This is a genomic window from Amycolatopsis sp. EV170708-02-1, from assembly GCF_022479115.1.
GTDB lineage: Bacteria > Actinomycetota > Actinomycetes > Mycobacteriales > Pseudonocardiaceae > Amycolatopsis.
Genome location: NZ_CP092497.1, coordinates 4162790 through 4184157, shown reverse-complemented (window position 1 = coordinate 4184157; position 21368 = coordinate 4162790). Strand labels below are relative to the sequence as shown.

Annotated in this window: 13 protein-coding genes; all 13 read right to left on the bottom strand. The window is 68.7% G+C overall.

Annotated elements, in window-relative coordinates:
- Nucleotides 1–7: 7 nt before the first annotated feature.
- Genes MJQ72_RS19540 through MJQ72_RS19480 form a run of 13 tightly spaced genes read right to left on the bottom strand, consistent with a single transcriptional unit; the run spans nucleotide 8 to nucleotide 20650 of the window.
- Nucleotides 8–2305: a class I SAM-dependent methyltransferase gene (locus MJQ72_RS19540; protein ID WP_240600797.1), complete on the bottom strand. Its 2298-nt coding sequence runs from the start codon at nucleotides 2303–2305 to the stop codon at nucleotides 8–10.
- Nucleotides 2302–3300 (bottom strand): hypothetical protein, encoded by a 999-nt coding sequence (locus tag MJQ72_RS19535; protein WP_240600796.1) that lies wholly within the window; start codon nucleotides 3298–3300, stop codon nucleotides 2302–2304. The genes MJQ72_RS19540 and MJQ72_RS19535 overlap by 4 nt, the downstream gene beginning before the upstream one ends.
- The gene (locus MJQ72_RS19530) at nucleotides 3297–5042 is read right to left on the bottom strand and encodes an ABC transporter ATP-binding protein (RefSeq protein WP_240600795.1); all 1746 of its coding nucleotides are present in this window, start codon (nucleotides 5040–5042) and stop codon (nucleotides 3297–3299) included. The genes MJQ72_RS19535 and MJQ72_RS19530 overlap by 4 nt, the downstream gene beginning before the upstream one ends.
- Entirely contained in the window at nucleotides 5039–6838 is a 1800-nt protein-coding gene (locus tag MJQ72_RS19525) for an ABC transporter ATP-binding protein (protein WP_240600794.1), read from the bottom strand. The genes MJQ72_RS19530 and MJQ72_RS19525 overlap by 4 nt, the downstream gene beginning before the upstream one ends.
- Nucleotides 6835–12033 (bottom strand): amino acid adenylation domain-containing protein, encoded by a 5199-nt coding sequence (locus MJQ72_RS19520; protein WP_240600793.1) that lies wholly within the window; start codon nucleotides 12031–12033, stop codon nucleotides 6835–6837. The genes MJQ72_RS19525 and MJQ72_RS19520 overlap by 4 nt, the downstream gene beginning before the upstream one ends.
- The gene (locus MJQ72_RS19515; RefSeq protein ID WP_240600792.1) at nucleotides 12030–13550 is read right to left on the bottom strand and encodes an ABC transporter ATP-binding protein; all 1521 of its coding nucleotides are present in this window, start codon (nucleotides 13548–13550) and stop codon (nucleotides 12030–12032) included. Before MJQ72_RS19515 ends, MJQ72_RS19520 begins: the two co-directional genes overlap by 4 nt.
- Entirely contained in the window at nucleotides 13547–14335 is a 789-nt protein-coding gene (locus MJQ72_RS19510) for an ABC transporter permease (protein ID WP_240600791.1), read from the bottom strand. Before MJQ72_RS19510 ends, MJQ72_RS19515 begins: the two co-directional genes overlap by 4 nt.
- The gene (locus tag MJQ72_RS19505; RefSeq protein WP_240600790.1) at nucleotides 14332–15279 is read right to left on the bottom strand and encodes an ABC transporter permease; all 948 of its coding nucleotides are present in this window, start codon (nucleotides 15277–15279) and stop codon (nucleotides 14332–14334) included. Before MJQ72_RS19505 ends, MJQ72_RS19510 begins: the two co-directional genes overlap by 4 nt.
- On the bottom strand, nucleotides 15276–16829 hold the full coding sequence (locus tag MJQ72_RS19500; protein WP_240600789.1) for an ABC transporter substrate-binding protein: 1554 nt from the start codon (nucleotides 16827–16829) through the stop codon (nucleotides 15276–15278). The genes MJQ72_RS19505 and MJQ72_RS19500 overlap by 4 nt, the downstream gene beginning before the upstream one ends.
- 20 nt (nucleotides 16830–16849) lie before the next feature.
- Nucleotides 16850–17497, bottom strand: coding sequence for a VOC family protein (locus tag MJQ72_RS19495; protein WP_240600788.1), 648 nt, complete (start codon nucleotides 17495–17497; stop codon nucleotides 16850–16852).
- Nucleotides 17494–18564 (bottom strand): Gfo/Idh/MocA family oxidoreductase, encoded by a 1071-nt coding sequence (locus tag MJQ72_RS19490; protein ID WP_240600787.1) that lies wholly within the window; start codon nucleotides 18562–18564, stop codon nucleotides 17494–17496. Before MJQ72_RS19490 ends, MJQ72_RS19495 begins: the two co-directional genes overlap by 4 nt.
- Entirely contained in the window at nucleotides 18561–19898 is a 1338-nt protein-coding gene (locus tag MJQ72_RS19485) for a salicylate synthase (protein WP_240600786.1), read from the bottom strand. The genes MJQ72_RS19490 and MJQ72_RS19485 overlap by 4 nt, the downstream gene beginning before the upstream one ends.
- Entirely contained in the window at nucleotides 19895–20650 is a 756-nt protein-coding gene (locus tag MJQ72_RS19480) for a thioesterase II family protein (RefSeq protein WP_240600785.1), read from the bottom strand. The genes MJQ72_RS19485 and MJQ72_RS19480 overlap by 4 nt, the downstream gene beginning before the upstream one ends.
- Nucleotides 20651–21368 lie beyond the last annotated feature (718 nt).

Sequence of the window (21368 nt, the reverse complement as noted above, 5' to 3'; positions counted from 1 at the left end):
GTTGTCCTCAAATTCGGTTCGGCACGCGCGCGACGAACACGCGATGGCCGAGAGGTGTCAGCGGATGGCCGTCACCGGGCAGACCTAGTACCCGATCCAGCCCGGCGTTGTCGAGTACTGCGTTCCATTGCGGCAAGGTCAGAAAAGTCGCCCCGGTGGCCGAGCGGCCGTCGCCGGCCTCGGCCATCAGGAACGCCTGCGAGGTCAGGATCCAGAACTCCTCGACGGTCGGTTCGGTGAGCACCAGCCAGCCACCGTCATCCAGCAGGCCAACCAGCCGTCGCACCGACGCGTCCGTGTCGGCGGCCGCGTTGAGCACGCCGCCGCCGATCACCACGTCGAACGAACAGGGCGGCGAATCGGGGTCGACGTCGATGTCGAACCGGCCGAACCGCACCCACGGGTAGTCCCGGAGCCGGACCGCCGCTTGGTCGAGAAAAAGCTTCGACACGTCCGTGTAGTGGTAGTCGACCTCGATGCCGGCCGAGGCGAGCACAGGAAGAACCCGTTCGGTGGTCGCGCCCGTGCCCGCGCCGACCTCGAGCACCCGCAGTGGCCGGTCGGCGGGCCAGCGCCCCACCAGGCCCCTCATGAACGCGCTGACGGCGCGGTGCTGGTAGCGACCGGTCAGATTCTCCCGGTACAGCGCTTCGGCAATGTCGGTGCGCCCTTCCGGGAACAGCAGGGTGACCGCGTCGCAGGTGCCGTCGATCAACTCCGGCAATCGCTCCGCGTTGGTGCGGGCATACTCGATGGTGCCGTCGGATCCGGCCGTCTCCCGCCAGGCCCGCGCGGCCCGCGTCCAGGCCCGGTCGAGCGCGGCATCGGAGTAATCCTCGGCGGACGGCACCGCGATCAGCAGATCGTTCTCCCGTCGCACCAGTCCTTCCGTGGTGAGGACATCGAGCCAGCGGCGCAGCAACCGCGGGTACGCGACGCCCTCCAGCACCTCGGCCTCCGTGTTGCCATGACTGGTGAAAAGGCCACGCCGGCGCAGCGCGTTGAGCATCGACAGCAACGCGGTCCGGCCGAACTCTCGTACGGCGGCGACGGCCGCCCCCAGGTCGATGCCGTCCAGTTCGAGATCGGCTTCCCCGGCGATGTCGGAAAGGAAGTCGTCTCCGACATCGACCGGTTCGATCCGTGCGAGTTCGACGCCGAGCGCGATGCGTGCCGCCTCGTCGACCTCGCCGCCTTGGTAGCGGATCAACTTCAGCGCCGACAGGTCGGCGAGCGGTAGCGACGGCTCGACGGCCAGCGCACCCACGATGGCGGCCGGCAGCACCACTTCGGTGGCACGAGAACGTTCCAAGTGGGCCAGTACCTTGGAGGCGGGCCAGTCAGCGGGAATACCGATCGCCGTCGCGGTGATGAGCTGCTGCCCGGCAGCGGCCAGTGGAGAGGACGGTTCCGGCAGCGTGATCCCTGGTGCGAAACCCGCGTTCACCAGTGCCGCGCGCCACTCTCCGGCATCAAGGAACGGAGTTCGTTCCCTCGGTTCGTTTCGGGACAACAGGAACTGCACGGAGGTGAGCGACGCCGCGGTGTCAAGGGTCGACTCGGTGAACACGACCTTCCCGCCCGGCGCGAGGGCCCGGCGGATCCGGCGCAGCGTCCGGCCGACGTCACTCGCGTTGTGCAAGACGTTGCCCGCCAGTACCACGTCCACGCTGCCGTCGGCGAGGCCCTGCCGAGCGAAGTCGACGTCGATGTCGAGCGTCCTGAACGAAACCTTGGGATCCCGGCCGAACCGCGCCTCGGCCGCACGGACGACCGGCGGGGATACGTCCGTGAAGGCGTACGAGTAGTCCTTGCCCCGCAACGCCGTCAATGCGGCCGCAGTGCTGAGCCCCGCCCCGCCGCCGAGTTCGAGCACCCGCGGGCCGGCCTGCCGGACGATCTCGGCACACGCGGCATTGAGGTAGCCGGTGAACACATTGTCCTGGTACGCGGTGAGGACATCGCCCGCGCGTACCACCAGATCCCGCAACGCGACGGTGTCGTCGAGCAGGTGCGGCAGGTGTGACAGCGCCTCGCGGTGGAAAGCGGCCATCTCCGGCGGGAACCCGAGATGAGCGTAGGCGCGTTCGAACTCTTCCCCAGGTTCGCAGTACTCACCGGGTGAGTGCTCCTGCAACGCCAAACGCCACCGATCCGCCAGCCAGCGATGGCGGGGCACGACGTCGCCGGACACCGCCGCCGGCATGGCCCCCAGGCTGATCCGTTCCAGTACCTCCATCGCGGCGGGGAAAAGGCCGAGATCCTCCTCGCCGAGGGCCGCGAGCCCGGCCTCGTGGGCATTCACAGCGCCCCCGATTCGAGCGACGGCGCGCCGTCGCCTACGAGGGGTTCCGCCACTCCACAGCCGGTGAGGCGGGCGATCGTGTCCTGAGGGTCCAGGACGTCGGCCGCGAAATGCCTGCCAGGCGGCACTTCTCGCCGGAGCACCGCGAGGACGGCCAACGCGGTCAGCGCGCCGGTCATCTCGCCATTGCCCCGGCCGCGCAGGACCGCCGTCCTGGTAAGCGGTTCGCCGTCGCGGACACCGTCCATGCACACCATCAGCACGACGGACGGCTCGCCTCCGACGAGGTCCAGTTCACTGGCACGGCACAGCGCCGCCACGGCGTCGGCCCGGCCCAGCGAGTGAGTCCGATCGAAAGCGGCACGAACGTGCTCGCCGGACACCGCCGTGTACCAATCGCCTCGTGCCAGTCCCAGTTCCTCGGCCACCCGCATGTTTTCCGTGTTGAGGTACGGCAACAGCGACACCTCGCCGGAGAAGAACGGCAGGGTCGCGTCGGTGCGCCGGGTCAGCACGCCCGAACGGCGGCCGCGCCGCCACGCGGCCAGCGCCTCACCGTGTCCGGCGCCGGCCAGGTAGTCGGCGGCGGCGGTCCGGGTGAACCGGTCGTGCACCCCCAGGTAGGCGACCAGCCCATGCACGGCGTCGAACTCCCGCCGCGCCAGCCAGCGTGGCAACAGTCCGGTCAGGCCTGGCTGCAATCCCGCTCCGATGACGGCCGTGCCGCCGACGGAGGGACCTTCCGGCTCCGACGCGTCCACGTGGCCGGCTCCCGCCCGCGCCGCCGCCCGCGCGACGCGGTCGCCGACCAGCCGGACCGGTCCGGCGCAGTTGACCACCACTTGGCAACCTTCGGCGAACCGGTCCAGCAGCTTCTCGTCCCGGACGTCCGCATCCCGGCTTCCACCGGTCCGCAGCGGCCCGACGCCGAGCGTGCGCAGAATCCGGACGGTATGCGAGCCGACCTCCCCGGTGGCCCCCACGACCCCGATCATTTCTTCTCCTCACCGGACACGAGTCGCCAGCCCTGAGTGCGGCGGCGTTCGTTCCAGAACGCGGTGTAGCGGCCGTTCGCGGCCAGCAACTCCTCGTGTGTGCCGGACTCGGCGATGCGGCCGTCGTCGAGCACGAGGATCTGGTCGGCCGCGACCACGGTCGACAGCTTGTGCGCGATGACCAGCAAAGTGGCGCGGTCCATCAGCGTGCGCAACGCTTCCTGCACATACCGCTCGTTCTCGGGGTCGAGCGCGGCTGTCGCCTCGTCCAGGAGCACGATCGGCGCGTCCTTGAGCACGGCCCTGGCCACGGAGACCCGCTGACGCTCCCCGCCGGACAGCGACGCGCCGCCCTCGCCGACCTTGGCGGACCAGCCGCCGGGCAGCCGGTCCACGATCTCGTCGACACCCGCGATCCGGGCTGCCTCACGGACCTCGTCGTCGGTGGCCAACGGGTTGCCCACGCGGATGTTGGCCTCCAGCGTGTCGTCGAACAGGTACACGTCCTGCATCACGACCGAAAGCTGCGCCATCAGATCCTTTGTGGACTGATCGCGGACGTCCGTGCCGCCGACGGATACCCTGCCGGAGCCGACATCGAAGAACCGCATGATCAAGCGCGTGATGGTGCTCTTTCCCGAACCGGACGGGCCGACGATCGCGGTCATGCCACGCGGCGGCGCCCGGAACGAGATCCCGTTCAGCACCGGCACGCCAGGCTCGTAACCGAAACGCACGTCGGCCAGTTCGACCTCACCGGGCTTGGTCACCGCCCGGGAAACGGCTGGTTCGGCCAGTGGCTTCTCGTCGAAGATCGACGCGAGGCGGCGCAGGTCGTTCGCGGCCATCCGCGTCATGCTGCTGTGCGCGGCGACCTCGGCCAGCGGACCGATGAACCGCGCCGTCAACGCCAGCAGCGCGATCAGCGTCACCGGGTCGATGGCTCCGTTCACCGCAAGCATCAGGCCGAACACGATCACGGCGGCGAACGCGAGCTGAACGCCGAGGCCGTTGGCCAGCAGCCGCGGCGCCGCCATCAGCAGCAGGGTCCGGCTCGCCTTCTTCTGCTCCTCGATCGCGTCCTCCAGGGGCCGGTAGCCCTCAGTGGTGCGTCCGAACGCTCGCAACACCTGCTGGCTGCGGGCGAACTCCACGACCCGGTTACCCGCCTCGGCACTGGCGGCGTCGGTGAGTTCTTCGCCGCGGCCGACGGAGTTCACCGCCCAGCGATGCGTGAGCCACAGCACCGGCGCGCACAGCAGGCTCGCGAGCCCGAGCCGCCAGTCGAGTACGAGCATCGCCGCCACGACGGTCGCGGGGGTCACGATGCCGCTCACCAGCGGGGCGAGCATATGCGCGGTCACGTTGGTGACCATCAGCGTGCCGTTGGTGGCACTGCGGGAGAGCCTGCCCACCTTTTCGGAGGAGAACCAGCCCAGCGGCAAGGACGCCACATGATCGCCGAGCCGGTGATGCAAACTGGTCAAGGTGACCAGGGAGAGCGCGAAACCGTGCATCGCTTGCTCGTAACGAGCGACGCAGGCGGCGATGACAGCGCACAGCACCACGGCGAGCCATCGCCACGCCATATCGGCGTCACCGGTCAGCAAGGCCCGCAAGACCGGCACGAGTGAGACCATCGCCAAGCCCTGCAACAGGGAGTAGGCCACCAGCCAGGCCAGGTACACCTTCACCGCGCCGTCGTGCTTCGGCCCGAGGATCTTCATCAGGTCGCGGATCATCGGGTACTCCCTCCGGTGTAGGCCTCCCACATCCGGGCATAGCGGCCTTTCGTGGCGAGCAGTTCGTCCTGCGTGCCTTGCTCCACGACGGCACCGCCGTCCAGAACGACGATCCGGTCGACGCCCGCGATGGTGGTGAGCCGGTGCGCGATCACGAGGACCGTCCGCCCCTGAGCGAGCACGGACAACGCGTCCTGGATCTCCGCCTCGGATTCCGGATCGGCGTAGGCCGTGGCCTCGTCGAGCACCAGGATCGGGGTGTCGGCGAGCAAGGCACGCGCTATCGAGACCCGCTGAGCCTCGCCACCGGAGAAGATCGCGTCCTCGCCGATGACCGAGGCATACCCTCGTGGCAGCGCCAGGATCCGGTCGTGGATTCGAGCGGCCTTGGCCGCGGCGACCACCTCGTCGTACGTCGCCTCCAGCCGTCCGAGGCAGAGGTTCCGCATGACGGGGCCATGGAGCAGCTGGACGTCCTGGAGCACGAAGCCGACCTTGCGGTACAGCACCTCGGGTGCGATGTGACGCACGTCGACACCGCCGACCCGGACAGCGCCGGAAGTGACGTCGTAGAACCTGGGCACCAGTTTCGCCAAGGTGGACTTGCCCGCACCCGAGCTGCCCACCAGCGCGGTGACCGTGCCGGGCAGGCAGTGCAGGCTGACACCGGACACGACGGTGTCGTTCCCCTCGTAGGCGAACGACACGTCGTCGAATTCGACGTCGTGTCCCGAGGGCTCCAGCGGCTCATCGGGTACGGCCAGCGGCCGGGTGCCGAGCAAGGCCGTGATCCGGGCCGCCGCGGCGGTCGCCTTGCGCAGCGCGGTGATTCCCTGGTTCAGCACGAGCAGGGTGGACGGGATGATCATGGCGACCAGGACCTCGGCCAACGCCTCGATCGGTGTCACCCAGCCCTCGGCGACGAACCACATCCCGCCCGCTAGACTGACCAGCGCGACCACCGGGGCGGACAGCGCCATGGACGTGAGGGCCTCGAGCCTGAGCATCGGCCGCACCCAGCCCGCGTACTTCTCGCCGAACTCGCCGACGGCGTCGTCGTACGCGCGGTGCGCGCGGTTGGCCTGCCCGAACACCTTGACCACGGTGATGCCGTGCACGAACTCGGCGATCGCCGCGCTGACCCTGGCCACCCCGGCGTCCATCTCGGCCATCTTCCGCACGAATCCGCGCATCATCGAGCCGTAGGCGACGACGTAGACCGGCAGGGTGGCGATGGCAAGCAACGCGAGCCGCCAGTCAAGCCAGCACAGGTAGGCGATGCCGCCGAGGGGAAGCATGATCGCTCCGGTCATCTCGACGTCGTGATGCGCCACCAGGTGGTGCAGGTCGTCGATGTCGTCCTGAGCGGCCTTGCGCACCAGGCCGGAGTTGGTGTCGGAGTACCACCCGAGCGGCACCCGGCCAAGGCGGTCCACGATCCGGCGGCGCAGCATGGCCTGGAGCCGGTGGTCGGCGATATGCGTCAGAGACAGCCCGGCACCGTTGGAGGCCCAGCCGATCACCAGCGCCAGTGCGACGATCCCGGCGATCGGCCAGACCTCGCCGCCCTCGACCGGACCGGGAGTGAGTAGCGCCCGGCCCAGTTCGGCGATGCCGACGAACGGGACCAGAGTGGTGAGCGCACCCAGCGCGGCCAGCACGACGCCGACCCGGGTCAGTCCGGCCACCGGCCTGCGCAGGTCCCGCAGCGCGGCTGCCGCCTCCTTGGTGTCTGCTGTGGACGGTTTGTCGATCTTCGGCTCGGTTCGTGTGGTGTCTTCGGTCGCCGTGGTCACGAGCGGGCTCCCTCGGTGATCGCCGCGCCGAGGTGGCGGGCCACCACCTCCAGATGCGGTGGCTCGATGAGGCTGAAGTGATTGCCGGGCACATCGACCACCTTGAACTCGCCGAGGCAGGTGTCCTGCCAGAACGGAACGGCGAGGTGCCCGACGCCGGCGGTGACACCGAACGACTGCTGTTCGGAAGCACGCAGGAAGGTCATGTCACCGGCGTAGGGCTCCGGGTCGAACCGGGCGGCCCTCATGCTGTGGCGGCAGACCTCGAACAGGGCGGGCACCAGTTCCGGGCCGATCGGGATCCCGGCCTGGCTCGCGGCGGCCTCCGCGTACGAAGCGAGCCGCTCGGCCTGGGTCCGCTCGTGTCGTCCGCGTACGGCGGCGGCGACCGCCTCCAAGCCCGGATCGCCGGTGAGCGCGGCCATGGCCCCGGCGGGCACCTTGCGGTCGTGCTCGATCATCAGCTTGTCGATGGCGCGATAGACATCCGATCCGTCCACATCGGCCCCGAAGACCGTCGTGACCGGGTCGAGATTGAGGTTGGGCACGAAAATGGCCTCGAACGCCAGTTCCTCGTCGGTTTCGAGGAACATCGGGATGCTGTCGACGAGGCTCAGATCCGCCACCTCGAAGCCGCGCTCGAGCAACCGCCGGGCGACCTCGGTGGCCAGCAGGCCGCCCAGGCAGTAGCCGATGAGCTGGAACCTGGTGTGACCTTCTGCCAGCAACCGGTCCGTGTAGTCGTCTGCGACCCGCTCGATGAGGTCCTTCGCGTCGATGGACAGGTAGGCGTCGGTGTCGGCGACAGCGAGACCCACCACGGGCCCGAGGTCCTGCGCCACCAGCGCGTTCGCCAGTGAGTGGAAGTAGTCCATCGTGCCGAGCGCGGCGTGGAACAGCACTCGGACCGGGCTGTCGCCACCGCCGCCGAACGGCACCAGCAGCGAGTTGCCGGTCTCATCGCGTCTCGCAGCCGTCGCGGGCCGCTCCCGGGCACGCAGCGACGCGGCCAGCGCCGCCACCGTCGGCTCATTGAGCATCTGCCGCAGCAGGGTGTCGTAGGCGACGTCCGCCGCCTCCGGCACCTCCTCGGGCAACTGCCCGGCGACCCGCGCGAGGATCAACGAGTCGGCGCCCCGATCGTAGAAGCTGTCGTGCCGCCCGATCCTGGCCAACCCGAGCGCTTTGGCCCACAGTGCGGCCAGCTTCCCCTCCAATTCGTCCGCGATGACACCGTCGCGATCAGCCGCGTCATCCGCGGCTGCGAGCCGCCAGCCGACCAGGGTCTTGCGGTCGACCTTGCCGTTGCCGGTGAGCGGTAACTCGTCCACTACCTGAAGGTGCGAAGGCACCATGTGCGCTGGCAATCGCTGGGCGAGAAACGGGATCAGTTCGTCGGCCGCGACAGGCGCGCGATCACTCTTCACCCGCTTGGCGAAGATCTCGATCCCCTGTGCCGCTTGGGGATGGCCGTCACCGGGCAGGCGCAGGTCCGCTCCGCCGAACAGGTCGAGCCACTCCTGACGGGACCGCAGGGCCGGACCGTCCATCATGAAGCCCTGCGTCAGCATGATGTGCGGATGCTCGACAGTCGGCTCGATGAAGACCAGCCAGCCGCCGGGGCCCACCAGGTCCAGCACCGCCTCCGGCCGCCGGACACTGTTGAGCACGCCGGCGCACAGCACGACGTCGAACGAGTTCGGCGCGAAGCCTTGGGACCGGTGGTCCTGATCGAGGTCGAACAGTCCGAATCTCACGCCGGGCTGCTCACCGAAGCGTTCCCGCGCCTCGTCGAGGAAGAACGGTGATACATCGGTGAACAGATAGTCGATCTCATGGCCCGCGAGCATCGGCAGCACCGCGTCGGTGGTCGATCCGGTACCAGCGCCGACTTCCAGAACGCGAAGCGGCCGGCCCGTATGCGCGGCGGCGATCCGGTTGAGCAGCGCGGCGGCGGCGGCGTTGAGGTAGCGGAAGATCGGATTGTCGCGATAGACCGCCCTTGCCGGAGCCATACCGCCCTGGGGGAACAGCAGGTCGAACGGGTTCTGCTCACCGTCGAGCAGTTCGTGGACCCGCTCCACGTGTGCCCGGTGGTAGTCCAGGAACTCCTGTGTACACAGCGGATCCTCGTCGAGCAGCCCCCACGCCTCCTCGGCTGTGATTCCGAAGGCATTGATCTCCGGGGCATCGGCGACCAGATCGCGCCAGTGGCGGGCCAGCCAGCGGTGCCGTTCGTGCACCACGGGATGGCACGCGAGAGCCTCCCGCATCGAGGCGAGTGCGGCCTGGTGAAGTAACCGGACGTGCCTGGCCACCTGGGCGGCGTCGAAGTCCTCGACCTGCCGGTCCGCGAAATGGCCGACCATGCGGAAATCCGGCGAGGCGGGCGGTTCCGGGACGCGGGCGGGTTCGACGAAACCGAGCAGCACCCGTTCGCCGTGGCGCTCGCCTGCCACCACGGCAGCGGCCGCACCCACGTTGTCGTGAGCCAGCAGGGCGGCCTCGACCTCACCGAGCTCGACCCGATGCCCCCGGATCTTCACTTGATCGTCCTCTCGGCCGAGGAATTCGATCTCTCCACCGGGCAGGTACCGGCCGAGGTCGCCGGTGCGGTAGAGCCGCTCCCCCGCGACCGAGACGAACCGGGCCGCGGTCAGCTCCTCGTCACCGAGGTAGCCCGTCGCCAGTCCGGCACCGCCGATGTACAGCTCACCGGCTGTCCACACCGGACAGTCGCGATGGGATCCGTCGAGCACCCGGAAGTTCTGATTGGCCAACGGGACGCCGTAGGGAATCGAGGTCCAATGCTCCGGCACCAGGTCTATCGGGTGGTGAATGGACCAGATCGCGGCCTCTGTCGCGCCACCGAGGCCGATCATCTCCAGGTCCGGGGCGAACGCGCGGATCTCGCCCGGCAGCGTGACCGGGATCCAGTCACCGGACAGCAACGCCAGCCGGAGGGACGGAATCGGGATGGGCCCCGAAGGCAGGTAGTGCGCCAGCATCTGCAGTTGGGCGGGCACCGAGTTCCAGATCGTCACGCCGTACTCGGCCACGAGCCGGGCCCAGTGCGACGGGTCGGCCGGCCGGGCCGGATCGGGCAGGACGAGCGTGCCGCCCACAGCCAGCAGGCCGAAGATGTCGTACACCGAGAGGTCGAATCCCAGCTGCGCCAAGCCGAGCACGCGATCGGACGCGGTGACGCCGAAGCGGCGGTTGACGTCCTCGACGGTGTTCAGCGCGGCCCGGTGGGTGATCATGACGCCCTTGGGGTCGCCGGTCGAGCCGGATGTGTAGATGACGTAGGCGAGCGAATCCGGATCGCCGGCGGTCACTACGGGGATGTCCTCCGCCGGCACGACACCGCCGAGCCACGTCCGCGTCACCACGTGGGTGGCTCCCGCGATGAGCTTCTCCCGTCGCAACGGGGGCTGAGTGGTGTCCACCGGCAGGTAGACACCGCCCGCGAGCAGGATCCCGAGCACCGTCGAGATCTGGTCGGCTCCCTTGTCCAGATTGATCGCGACCAGGTCGCCGGGAGCAATTCCCTGCCCTCGCAACAGTTCCGCGACCCCGCCCGCCTGGCGCGCCAGTTCGCCGTAGGTAAGCGCTCCGCCCGGGCCGGTGACCGCGACCGCGTCCGGCGTCCGGGCGGCCTGGGTGAACACCTCGGCGTGCAGCAGCGCAGACGGCAGTGGCGCGGCGGTGTCGTTGACGCGGGCGCGTTCCTCGGCCTGCCATACGGGCAGCGGCACCAGGTCGGTACTGAGCCACGCTTCGGATGACTCCGCGAGCCGAAGAAGAGCGGATTCCAGTGCGGCGAACATGTCCTCGATCAGGCCCTCCGGGAAGATACCCTCCCGGACGTCCCAAGTGAGCTGGAGGCCGTCGACGTCATCGGTGACCTGACAGTCGAGGAAGACCTGCGGGGTCTGGGTGATCCCTGATCCGGTCCGGCCACCGAGACCGATGGCGCTGGTGAACACGACCGGCATCAGCGCGGCGTCGCGGTCGCGGCGACGGGCGAACTCGCGCATCACCTCGACACCCGAGAACAGCCGGTGATCGAGGTCTTCGAACATCCGCGCGCCCATGCGGGCGGCCCACTCCTGGAACGGCACCCCGGCCGCGTCGTCCACGGCCAGCAGGCTGACCGACGTGAAATCGCCGACCAGCTTGTCCACCTGCGGGTGCAGGGGCTGCCGGTTGAGCAGGGTGAGGTTGAGACTGAACCGGGGGCGGCGGGACCATCGGCCCAGCACGGCGGCATAGGCGGCGAGGACCGCCGTCGACGCGGTGATCCCGTGCCGCCGTGCCTGTTCACGCAGCGCGTCCCACCGCGGCGCGGCCAGCCTGGTGTGGTGGCGGCGGAACCTGACCGGTCCGGGCTCCACTGTGGTGAGCAACGGCAGTTCGGGAGCGAGAGGCAGATCGTCGACGCGGGCCTGCCAGTACTCGCGATCCGCGCGGTACCGGGCAGTGTCACGCAGCCCGCGTTCGGCCAGCAGGTAGTCGCGGAAGGTGATCTCCAGGGGCGGCAGCACCGCGTCCGGGTCGGCCAGCAGCAGATCCAGTTCGTCGAGCAGCACTCCCGCGCTGGCCCAGTCCGCGATCAGGGAATCCATCGATATGTGGAGGACGTCGCGGTCCGGATGGCGGGTGACGCGAAGCGCGAACAGGGGCCACACGTCGGTTTCGTAGCGACGGTGCCCTAGTTCGGCGCGAACGGCTTCCGCCGAGTCCGCCACGGGGACCGGGCAGCGCGGCACCTCCGGCAGGACGTGCTGGTAGCCGTCTCGTTCGACGACCGCCCGGAGCATGTCGTGCCTCCGCACCAGCGTGTTCCAGGCGTCCTCGACTCGCACCGGATCCAGTTCGGGATAGCTCACTTCGAGGTAGCCATGGCAGGCCACGCCGCCGTAACCGAACGACTCTCGCCGTCCGAGCAGATACGCCGTCTGCACGTCGGTCAGCGGAAACGGCTCATGGCGGGCGTCCGCGTCGTGCGTGACAGCGGCGAGTTCGCCGTCGCGAGCGAGGAGATCCACGATCTCGGCCTTGTGCGAGCGCAGCGCCGCACGCCACTCGTCGGTGAGCACCCCGCGAGGAGCACGGAACCGGATCTGGCCCGATTCCTGCCAGAGGTCCACCCCCAGCGTCCGCAATTCAGCAACGATCTCGGGTGCGCTCATGCCGGCAGAACTCCTTCGGGGATGGGGGAAACGAGCAGTCGGGTCACCAGGACCTCCGGGTCCTCGCCGACCGGGAGCAGGGCGGCGGTCGGGCCGGACGTGACGACGCGGCCACCGGCCAGCACCAGGACACGGTCCGAGGACGAAGCGGCGACCCACGGGTCATGGGTGATCAGCAGGACCGAGACGCCGAGTTCGGCGCGCAACCCGGCCAGCAGGTCCAGCACTCCGGCCTGGGTCTCGGTGTCCAGTGCGGAGGTGGCCTCATCGCAGATCAGCACCTCGGGTCCGGCGGCGAGTGCCCTGGCCAGCGCGACCCGCTGACGCTGGCCGCCGGACATCTCGCCAGGCAGCCTGGACGCCATCTCCGGCGTCAGCCTTACGGCGTCGAGCAACCGGGCTATCTCGGCGTTCTGTCCATCTCGCGAAGTGATGCCGCGCAGCCGCCGCAGCGGCCGGGCGAGCGCGGTGCGGACGTCCTGGCGGGGATGCAACGCCTCAGCCGGATTCTGCGCCACCAGGGCGATCGCGGCGCGTTCGGCAGTGGAACGTTTGCCGACGTCGGCGGGCAACGCGGTGCCGTGCAGCAGCACGGATCCACGTTCGGGACGATGCAACCCGACCAGGCACCTCGCCAAGGTGCTCTTCCCGACGCCGGACACCCCGAGCATCGCGAGGCATTCGCCACGCTGGAGGTCGAAGTCCACATCGGACAATACCCGGCGGTCACCGAAGCCGGCGGTCAGCGACCGTCCACTCAGAACAGTTTCCCGGATGCTCGGAGGCTGCCCGGCCGGACCGGGCGAAAGCGCCAGTACCCCCGGCGAAGCGACCGCGGTCTGGTCTTCGACGACCTTGCCCGCGTCCAGGACCACGACCCGCTCCACCAGGTCGCGTACGGTTCCCAGGTCGTGGCTGACCCACAGCAGGGCCACTCCGGCGTCCCGCAGCCGCCGGATCTCGCGTACCACCTCGGCCTTCGCGACCAGGTCGAGTGCCGTGGTCGGCTCGTCCAGCACGAGCAGCCGTGGTTCACGCGCCAGCGCGGCGGCGAGGACCACGCGCTGCTGCTGGCCGCCGGAGAGCTGGTGCGGGTAACGGCGCGCGAACGCGTTGTCCCCCGGTAACCCGACGCGCTCCAGCAGACCGCGGACTCGATCAGCCCTGGCGACACGCGGTGTGGGTCCGGCCGCGGTGAGCAAGGTCGACGAGATCCGCGCGTAGGGATTGAGCGAAGCTCCGGGGTCTTGGCCGACGTAGCCGATCGTGCCCCCGCGGACACCCGGCGCCGGTGTGGGGAGCATGTCCTTTCCCCGCACCGAAACCCGCCCACCGTCGTGGCGGACACCGGGCCGCAGATGACCGAGCACGGCCAGCGCGAGGGTTGTCTTACCGGAGCCGGAACCGCCGACCAAGCCGACCGATTCTCCTTCGGCCAGCGCGAGATCGATGCCGTCCAGTACAGGCCGGTCACCGGCCAGCAGGCGCAAGTCCGTGATTTCCACGAGGGCGGTCATCCGAGCACCCCCCTCGAGCGACGAGCCAGCCCGTCGGAAGCGAGGTTGGCCGTCACCGCGACGAGCGCGATGCCTGCCACTGGGGCCAGCAACGCCCACGGCTGCAAAGCCGCTCCCGGCAGCGCTTCCACGATCAGCAGTCCCCAATCCGAAGCCGAAGTGCCGAGTCCGAGAAAGCCCGCCGCGGCGACCAGGTGGACGGCCGTGACGAAGCGGATGCCGAAGTCGGCCAAGACGGTGCCCGCCACCAAGGGCAGCACCTCGCGTCCCACCAGCCACGTCCAGCTCTCGCCACGGGCGATCGCCACTTCGACATGGGCGCGGCCGGTCACCTGTTCCCCCGCTGCCCTGGTGATCCGGGCCGAGAGCGGGACACTCGAAAGCGCGACCGCCATCACGATCCCCGCCCGGTTCGGCAGTGCCGTGAGCACCAGCAGCAGCACCAGGATCGGCGGAACGGCGGCGAGCAGGTCCAGCGGGCGCGCGACGACCGCTTCCACCCAGCGTCTGCCGGGCGCGGCGAGCGCGACGAACAGTCCGACGGCCACCCCTGCCGCCGAACCGATCAGCGCGGCGAGCGCGCTGGTGAGCAGCATCGGCCTGCCGCCATGGAGAAGCCGGGAGAAGACATCCCGCCCAAGCTGGTCGGTACCGAGCAATCCCGCCGCGCCCGGTGGAGAGAACGGCGGACCGACCGGCGCTGTCGGCGAGTACGGCGCCACGAGCGGTCCGAAAAGGACGGCCAGCACGGCGAGGCCGAACACGATCCCTTTGAGCCTGGTCACAGGGCGCCCGTCCGCAGCCTCGGCGTCAGCAGTACCACGGAGAGGTCAGCGAGTATGAGGGCCGCCAGCATCGCCGCGCCGAGGATCAGCACGAGGGCCTGAACCACCGGAAGATCCCCGGACTGGACGGACGTGACCAGCAACTCCCCGATGCCGGGGTAACCGAACACCTTCTCCACCAGCACCGCCCCTCCGACGAAGGCGACCCCGGTCACCAGCCAAACCTGCACCGCGACAGGCAGGACCGCCGGGACGACGGCACGACGGAACACCGTCGTGCCGGGCGCGCCGCCGAGTCGCAGGAACTCCACATGTGAGCTCTCCAGCGCGGTAGACGCCGACGCGCGGATGACCCGCACCGCGTAGGCAAGTCCCGCCAGCAGCAGGCTGAGCACGGGCAGCACGAGTATTTCGGGATGTGCCAGCGGCCCGGCATCGATCGGCAGCAGCGACACCGCGGGAAACATCCTCAGGCTCACCGCGAACAACAGCACCAGCGCGCCTGCCACGACGAACTCCGGCACCGACACCACCAGGAGCGCTCCAGCCGACACGAGCCTGTCGGCCGCCCGGCCTCGTCGCCACGCCGCCCAAAGTCCGAACGCGAGCGACAGCGGAGCGAGCAGAAGCATCGCGATCGCGGCGAGGAGAGCCGAGTTACCGACCCGATCGGAGAGCATTTCCACGACCGGACGTCCGGCCGCCGAAGTGCCCAGTTCACCACGGAACAGGCCCGCGACCCACTCGCCGTAGCGAGTGAGCACAGGACGGTCGAGACCGAGATGGTGCCGGAGTTCGGCGATCCGCGTGGGCGGAGTGCTCGGGCCGAGCCTGCTGGTGACCGGATCACCGGGCAGCAGATCGACCCCGACGTAGACGACGAAAGTCAGCAGCGCCAACAGGACGACGCCGGACGAGAGCCGTCGCGGCAAGGAACGGATCACGCAAGCCCGGCCTTGCCCAGGTACGGGTACTTGGCCTGATCACGGACCTCGATCCCCGCCACGGTCTTGCGCGCGAGGCTCAGTACGTCGGCCTGACCCCAGACCACGGTGTTGCCCCGGTCGAACATGACTTCTTGGACCGCGCCCCATGCCTTGGCCCGCCCGGCTTGGTCCGCGCTGCCGATGGCTTTGCCGAACGCGGCGGCGAACTCGCTGTCCTTCAGGGCGAGCGGTGGCGTGGCGCCGAGCCTGCCGTACATCACCGCCAGCGGGACCGCGCCGGTGGAAAACGTGACCGCGTTGGCCGCCGCGACCGCGTTCGGCTCGAAGAACTCCGGCGGGCTCACGACTTGCGCACGGACCTTCAGCCCGATCTCCTTGAGCTGCTCGGCGAGCAACTGGGTGGACGCGTTGTAGCCGATTTCCCACTCCGCGGTGCGGAACACGATCTCCGCCGCGTCCGCGCCTGATTCCTTGACCAGCCTCCTGGCCTGGTCGACATCACGAGCCAGCGGCGCACGTGACAGGAAGTACTTGGCCCCTGCGCATAACAGATCGTTTCCAGGTGTCCCGTAACCCAGCAGGACGGCGTTCACCAGCTCTTGCCGGGCGATGGCCAACCTCACCGCTTTGCGGGCCCGCGGATCGTCGAACGGTTTGATGGTCGTGTTGAGGATCCAGCCGTAAGCCGTCCGGTTCCGCTCTCCCGCGGTACGGACTTCGAAGTCGTTACCGGGAACACCGGCCCTGCCTGTGGTGAAAGGGATGTCGCCCGCGTAGTCGGCCTGGCCGGTGACGACCGCGTTCACCTTGGCCTGCGGGTCGGCCAGGCTCAGCAATACAAGTTCGTCCGCCGGGGCCTTGCCCGCCCAGTGACCGTCGAACCGTTTGAGGCGCGACTCGCGGCCGGCCTCGAATGCCGCGATCTGGTACGCGCCGGTGCCGACCGCGGTGGAGCCGCTGAACCTGGCCCCGTTCTTCACCATCTTGCCGGGGAACGCGGCCAAGAACAGAGCCGGATCGCCTACCGGCTGCCGAGTGGGCACCACGAGGGTGAGCGAGTCGCGGATTTGGACATTGTCGAAATCGAAGTACGCCGAGAGCTGGCTGGGGTAGGCACGCTCCGGAGAGCTCATGAAGCGGAAGCTGTACACGACGTCGGCGGCGGTGAACGACGAACCGTCGTGCCACTGCACCCCCTCACGCAGCTTCACCACGAATGAGGTAGCACCCGGATCGACCCTCACCTCGTCGGCCAAGGCGGGCACCGCCTCGCCTTCTCTCAACGTGAACAGCGAATCGAACACGACGTCGCCACGGACGAAATCCGCGGGCGAGCCGCTGCCGAACGGGTCGAGGCTTTCGGCTGCCCCGCCGCCGGTGAAGACCGCGCGCAGGGCACCTCCTTGCCGGGCTACGACGGGACCGGTGTTCTCCACCGGTCCGGACGCGGGTGTGGGCGCACCGCAGGCGTTGAGCAGCGCCCCGGCGCCTGCCGCGCCCGCCGCGAGCCCGGCCGTCCGGAACAGGACACGACGGTTGATGGACATGGGGATTTCCTCCGTGTGGGTCAATGAGGCAGAAAGACGGCGCCATGCGACAGATCGGGGTCGAGCGCTCTCGCCACTCCGGCGAGGCCTACCGCGCGAATCGCGGTCACTTCCGCGTCGCGGAGTTCGAAATCCCCATCGTCGCCGGCGATCCGGTCGAACTCGGCCCGGTCGGCGGGAGCGACGTCCACGACGACGCGGCTCACCCCCCGGGCACCATTGACGTGCACCACGTCCGGCGGATGTTGTGGCGGGTCATAGGGAGTGACCAGGAAGGGGATCCGGTCATGACGGGGGTAGGTGAAGGCGAACTTGGCCGTGGAGCCATCACGTTTGGTGCGCTTCCAGTCCACGACCCGTCCGACGCGCCTGAGTTCGTGGCGACCGGCGAGCACGGCCGCGTCGCAGAATCCTTCGGCGGCGCGGGCCCAGCGGGTCATTCGCCGGCCGGCGCCACGACCGAACATCAGGTTCAGTGGCAAAGTCATCAGCGACGCCCCCGGCGGCGTGGTGACCAGCTCGAGGATCGGTCCAGAGCGGAACCAGATATGGGCGTGCCGTGCCTTGCGCTCCTCGGAGGCGTAGTCGACGGTGAATCCGAGCTCCCGGAAGTCTCCGACCGCCTCATGCAGATCGTCGACCTTGAGCAGAATGTGGCTGCACTTCACGCGATCTCCTTCATGGCGACCAGATCGGCGAGCGGAATCGGTTCGGGCTCCGGCGGCTCCACCAGTTCGGGCATCCCGATGCGAGCGGTGAGATCGCTCCACATCCGGGAAACGCCCAGCGCCCACTGCCCCGCCGCCGTCCGCCGGTTCCGGTCGGCCGCGTCCCGCCGCAACACCCGCAGACTCTCCGAAACGGCATCGGGCCACAGCTCCGCGAACACCTGGTGGTAGGTACCGGGTCGTTCGTCGCCGAGAACGACAGTGCTCGGCACGTCCAGGCGTTCGGTACCCGGTCCGGCCATCACGAGCCGCCCGGTTTCGTCCCGGGGTGAGTGCAGGCGCGGGTTCCACAGCACCGGGCCGTGGGTGTCGGCCAGGGTCAGCACGCCGCCCTCACAACCCACGGAGATCCGGTGCAGCAGGTACGAATGGTTGTCCGGGTCTCCGGGGTGAACCTGGTTCTGCACCCTCAGCGTGACCGGAACGCCGCCGATTTCGGCGTGCAGGCTCGAGAAGGGGTGCCGGTCCCCGCGGTGCACCTCGCCGAAAGCCCACGGGCGTAGGCCACCGGTCATCCGGCCGAGAACGTCCAGCAGGGGGTAGGCGACCTGGCTGTTGCAGGCGGCGTCGATGAAGCCGAGCCGTTGCCGGCTCCGCAGCACTTCGACGGCGGCCAGGAACCGCCGTACCGGCCGGAGGTTCGGGTACAGCGTGTTGACCGCATACGCCGCGCGTCCCGCCCGTGCGACCCGGATGTTGTCCGAGATCTCGCCGCTGTGTACCGGATGTTCCTGCAGGACGTGCACGCCCCGCCGCAGGAACGCTTGCGCGAGCTCGGTTCCGGGTCCGCCGAGGGCGCCGGACCGGACGACCACGCAAGCGACGTCCACGTCGTCGGGAACCTCGTCGACGGACTCGAACAGCGGAACCCCGTAGCGCGCCGCACATGCTCGCGAGTAGTCGCCTCCCCTGGCCAGCACCCCCGCGAGGGTGAAGTCGGGACTCCCGGCCACCGCGTCGAGGTAGATCCGTCCGAACGCCGTGCCCGCCACCACGACTCGGGTCATCGCGCAGCCGCCGCGGTGAGCGCGGGAGCGGACGGCACGAGGAACCGCGACACGCTACGCAACTTTTCCACCGTCTCTTCGAACTCCCGGTTCGGAGTGGAGTCGGCCACGATCCCCGCGCCCGCGCGCAACCACGTGCGTCCGTCGCGGCGGAAAACGCTGCGGAGCACGAGAGCGGCATCCAGCTCCCCAGCAGAGTCGATGGTCAGCACGGCGCCGCTGTAGAGGCCGCGACCGCTGGGCTCGATACGTCCGATGGCCTCGCAGGCCGACGCTTTCGGGATTCCCGACGCGGTGACAGCCGGGAACAGCGCGCCCAGCGCGTCCCACGCCGTTCGGTCACCCATCAGCGTGCCCGCCACGTCCGAAGCGAGGTGCTGCACGCTCCCCCGTTCCTTGACCGACATGAAATCAGCGACGTGCACCGTTCCCGGCGCGCACACTCCTGCCATCTCCATCGCGGCGAGCCGAACGGAGATGGCGTGCTCGAAAACCTCCTTGGCGTCGCGGTACAACTCCTCGCGACGTGCTACGTCGAGCACCGAGTCACCATCGAACGCCCGCGTCCCCGCCAGCGGCTGAGTCCTGACCGCACCTTCCGCGCCGACCGCCGCGACGATCTCCGGGCTGAATCCGGCCGCCTCCCAACCGCCAAGGCGGAGCAGGAAAGACCTCGCGGGAGCGTTCCCCTTGCGACCGGCCACGTAGGTCGCGGGAAAGTCGAGATCCTCCTCGACCGGCACGACCCGGGACAGGATCACCTTGTCCAGTGAACCTGCCCGGATCTCGGACACGGCTTGCGCCACCGCCTCCCTATACCCGGACAGATCTTCGCGTTCGTCGATCATCACCAGATCCGGTGCCGTCGTCGTTCCCGACGCCGCGACCGCCCGGGAAAGCCTGGCATCCAGATCGTCCAATTCGGACTCATTCGCCGCCCGCAACGTAGCCGCACCGTCCACGAACCGGATCTCGCGTCGCGGAACGGCCAAATAGACCAGCGGCCCGCCGCTCTCGGACGGAACACCGCCGTGCAACAGGTGACTCCATTCGAAACTGATCCAACCGTAAGCCCGCCACTCCGGCATCGCGATGGCGCCGAGAACCTCGGCCAGGGCAGCCTGCGGCTGCCGCAGGGGGAAATCGGTCCGCTTACCGTCCTCGATCAAAGTCGCGCCCGATCCACGCACGCTGACGACCGCGAACTCCCCCTCGGCCCAGCACACCGAATCCTTGCCCTCGTAGACCACGTGTGGCTCGACCGAGCCGGCGGCCAGCGCGGCCGCGACCTCCACGCCGTCCGACTCGAACGAAATCCGACGTTCGACTGTCACTGGTCGCCCCTCTTCGCGGGAATGGGCCGGGCGAGGATGTCAAACACGGCCTCGGCCTGCTCCAAGAGATAGAAATGCCCTCCGGGCAGGATGTTCAGGTCGAACGGCCCGGTGGAGTGGTCGGCCCAGCGCTCCGCCTGCACGGTGCTCACCTCGGTGTCTTCGCTTCCGATCACCGAAGTGATGGGGCAACTGGGCTCCATACCAGGCAGGTGCCGGTACGTCTCGGCGAGTCGGAAATCCTCACGGATCGCGGGCAGGAAGACCGATCGCGCGTCCTGGTCGGCCAGGAGGTCCCCGTTCGTTCCGCCGAGCTCGATCAATTCCTTGATCACGGCGTCGTCAGGCATCAAGTGCACCACCCCGCCCGGTGAATCCGATGGTGCTCGCCGTCCGGACACCACCAGACGTGCGGGGGTCACGCAATGACGGAACTCCAGGATCCGGGCGACCTCATAGGCGACAAGCGCACCAAGACTATGTCCGAAAAGGACAGTCGGCCGATCGTCCTGCGCGACCAATGCCGAGGCGACATCTTCGGCGAGAGCGCCCATTCCCGTCGTGAAGGGTTCGGCCAGCCGATCTTCCCGACCGGGGTATTGCACTGTCACGACTTCCAAGACGGGCGACATGGCGGCCGCCCAAGCGCCATAGAAACTCGCCGCACCCCCTGCGTGCGGCAGTAACACCAAACGCGCCTCGGCCGCCGGCCGGGGTACACGGCAACGCAGCCAATGAGTCCACACACTCATGACACAAGCCCTCCTCTCGGGTCGCGCACAGCGGTGAGTCTCAGGAGTGAACGTATCGCCACCTTATTGGAATTGATAGTCACTTTCACTAAGTGTGGCAATGAACACCTCCAACTCGGCAGGCGCCCAAGCCCGCGCAGAATGTCCTTGCACACCAAGGATTTGCGCTTCCGAACCCATCCGCGCGCGACCTGTTCCCCAGTGTCACCTTTAGATTAGCCTCACCTAACATGGACTGAAAGTGCGCGCGACGAAACAGCCCTTTCGGGCCACGAGAATTTTCTTTCAGGGCAACGTCCATCCCAGAGACTGCTATTGCCGGAGGACACAGAGGATTGAGTGAGCCGGCGGAGTCAATGGTGATCCACGCGCACAACACACCGACCGGCCACGGAAATCGCACGACGCACGAAAAGATGGTCGCCATGCCGGGACTCGAACCCGGAACCCGTGGATGAGGAACAGCAGCCCGCCCGCCCCGTGGCCGCGGGTCCAGAGCCGGACGCGAGCGGGCTGCTTCTCCCCATTTCACGTGGCACCCCAGGGCGGGTACCCAGGAAGTCCCATTGTCAGGGAAACCAGATTCCCGCTTCTGCGAAACAACCAAGTGCCCACGCGACAGCTACTATAGACCACCAAGGCGGGCCCGAACGGGCAGACAATAGTAGCCATAAATCACTGGGGATCGGACGGGCCACCTGCTATCCATAGCAACGCC

Excerpts from the sequence above, each read along its gene's own strand:
- MJQ72_RS19535 (WP_240600796.1), bottom strand. The coding sequence starts at position 3,300 with ATGATCGGGGTCGTGGGGGCCACCGGGGAGGTCGGCTCGCATACCGTC.
- MJQ72_RS19530 (WP_240600795.1), bottom strand. The coding sequence starts at position 5,042 with ATGATCCGCGACCTGATGAAGATCCTCGGGCCGAAGCACGACGGCGCG.
- MJQ72_RS19520 (WP_240600793.1), bottom strand. The coding sequence starts at position 12,033 with ATGAGCGCACCCGAGATCGTTGCTGAATTGCGGACGCTGGGGGTGGAC.
- MJQ72_RS19515 (WP_240600792.1), bottom strand. The coding sequence starts at position 13,550 with ATGACCGCCCTCGTGGAAATCACGGACTTGCGCCTGCTGGCCGGTGAC.
- MJQ72_RS19500 (WP_240600789.1), bottom strand. The coding sequence starts at position 16,829 with ATGTCCATCAACCGTCGTGTCCTGTTCCGGACGGCCGGGCTCGCGGCG.
- MJQ72_RS19490 (WP_240600787.1), bottom strand. The coding sequence starts at position 18,564 with ATGACCCGAGTCGTGGTGGCGGGCACGGCGTTCGGACGGATCTACCTC.
- MJQ72_RS19480 (WP_240600785.1), bottom strand. The coding sequence starts at position 20,650 with ATGAGTGTGTGGACTCATTGGCTGCGTTGCCGTGTACCCCGGCCGGCG.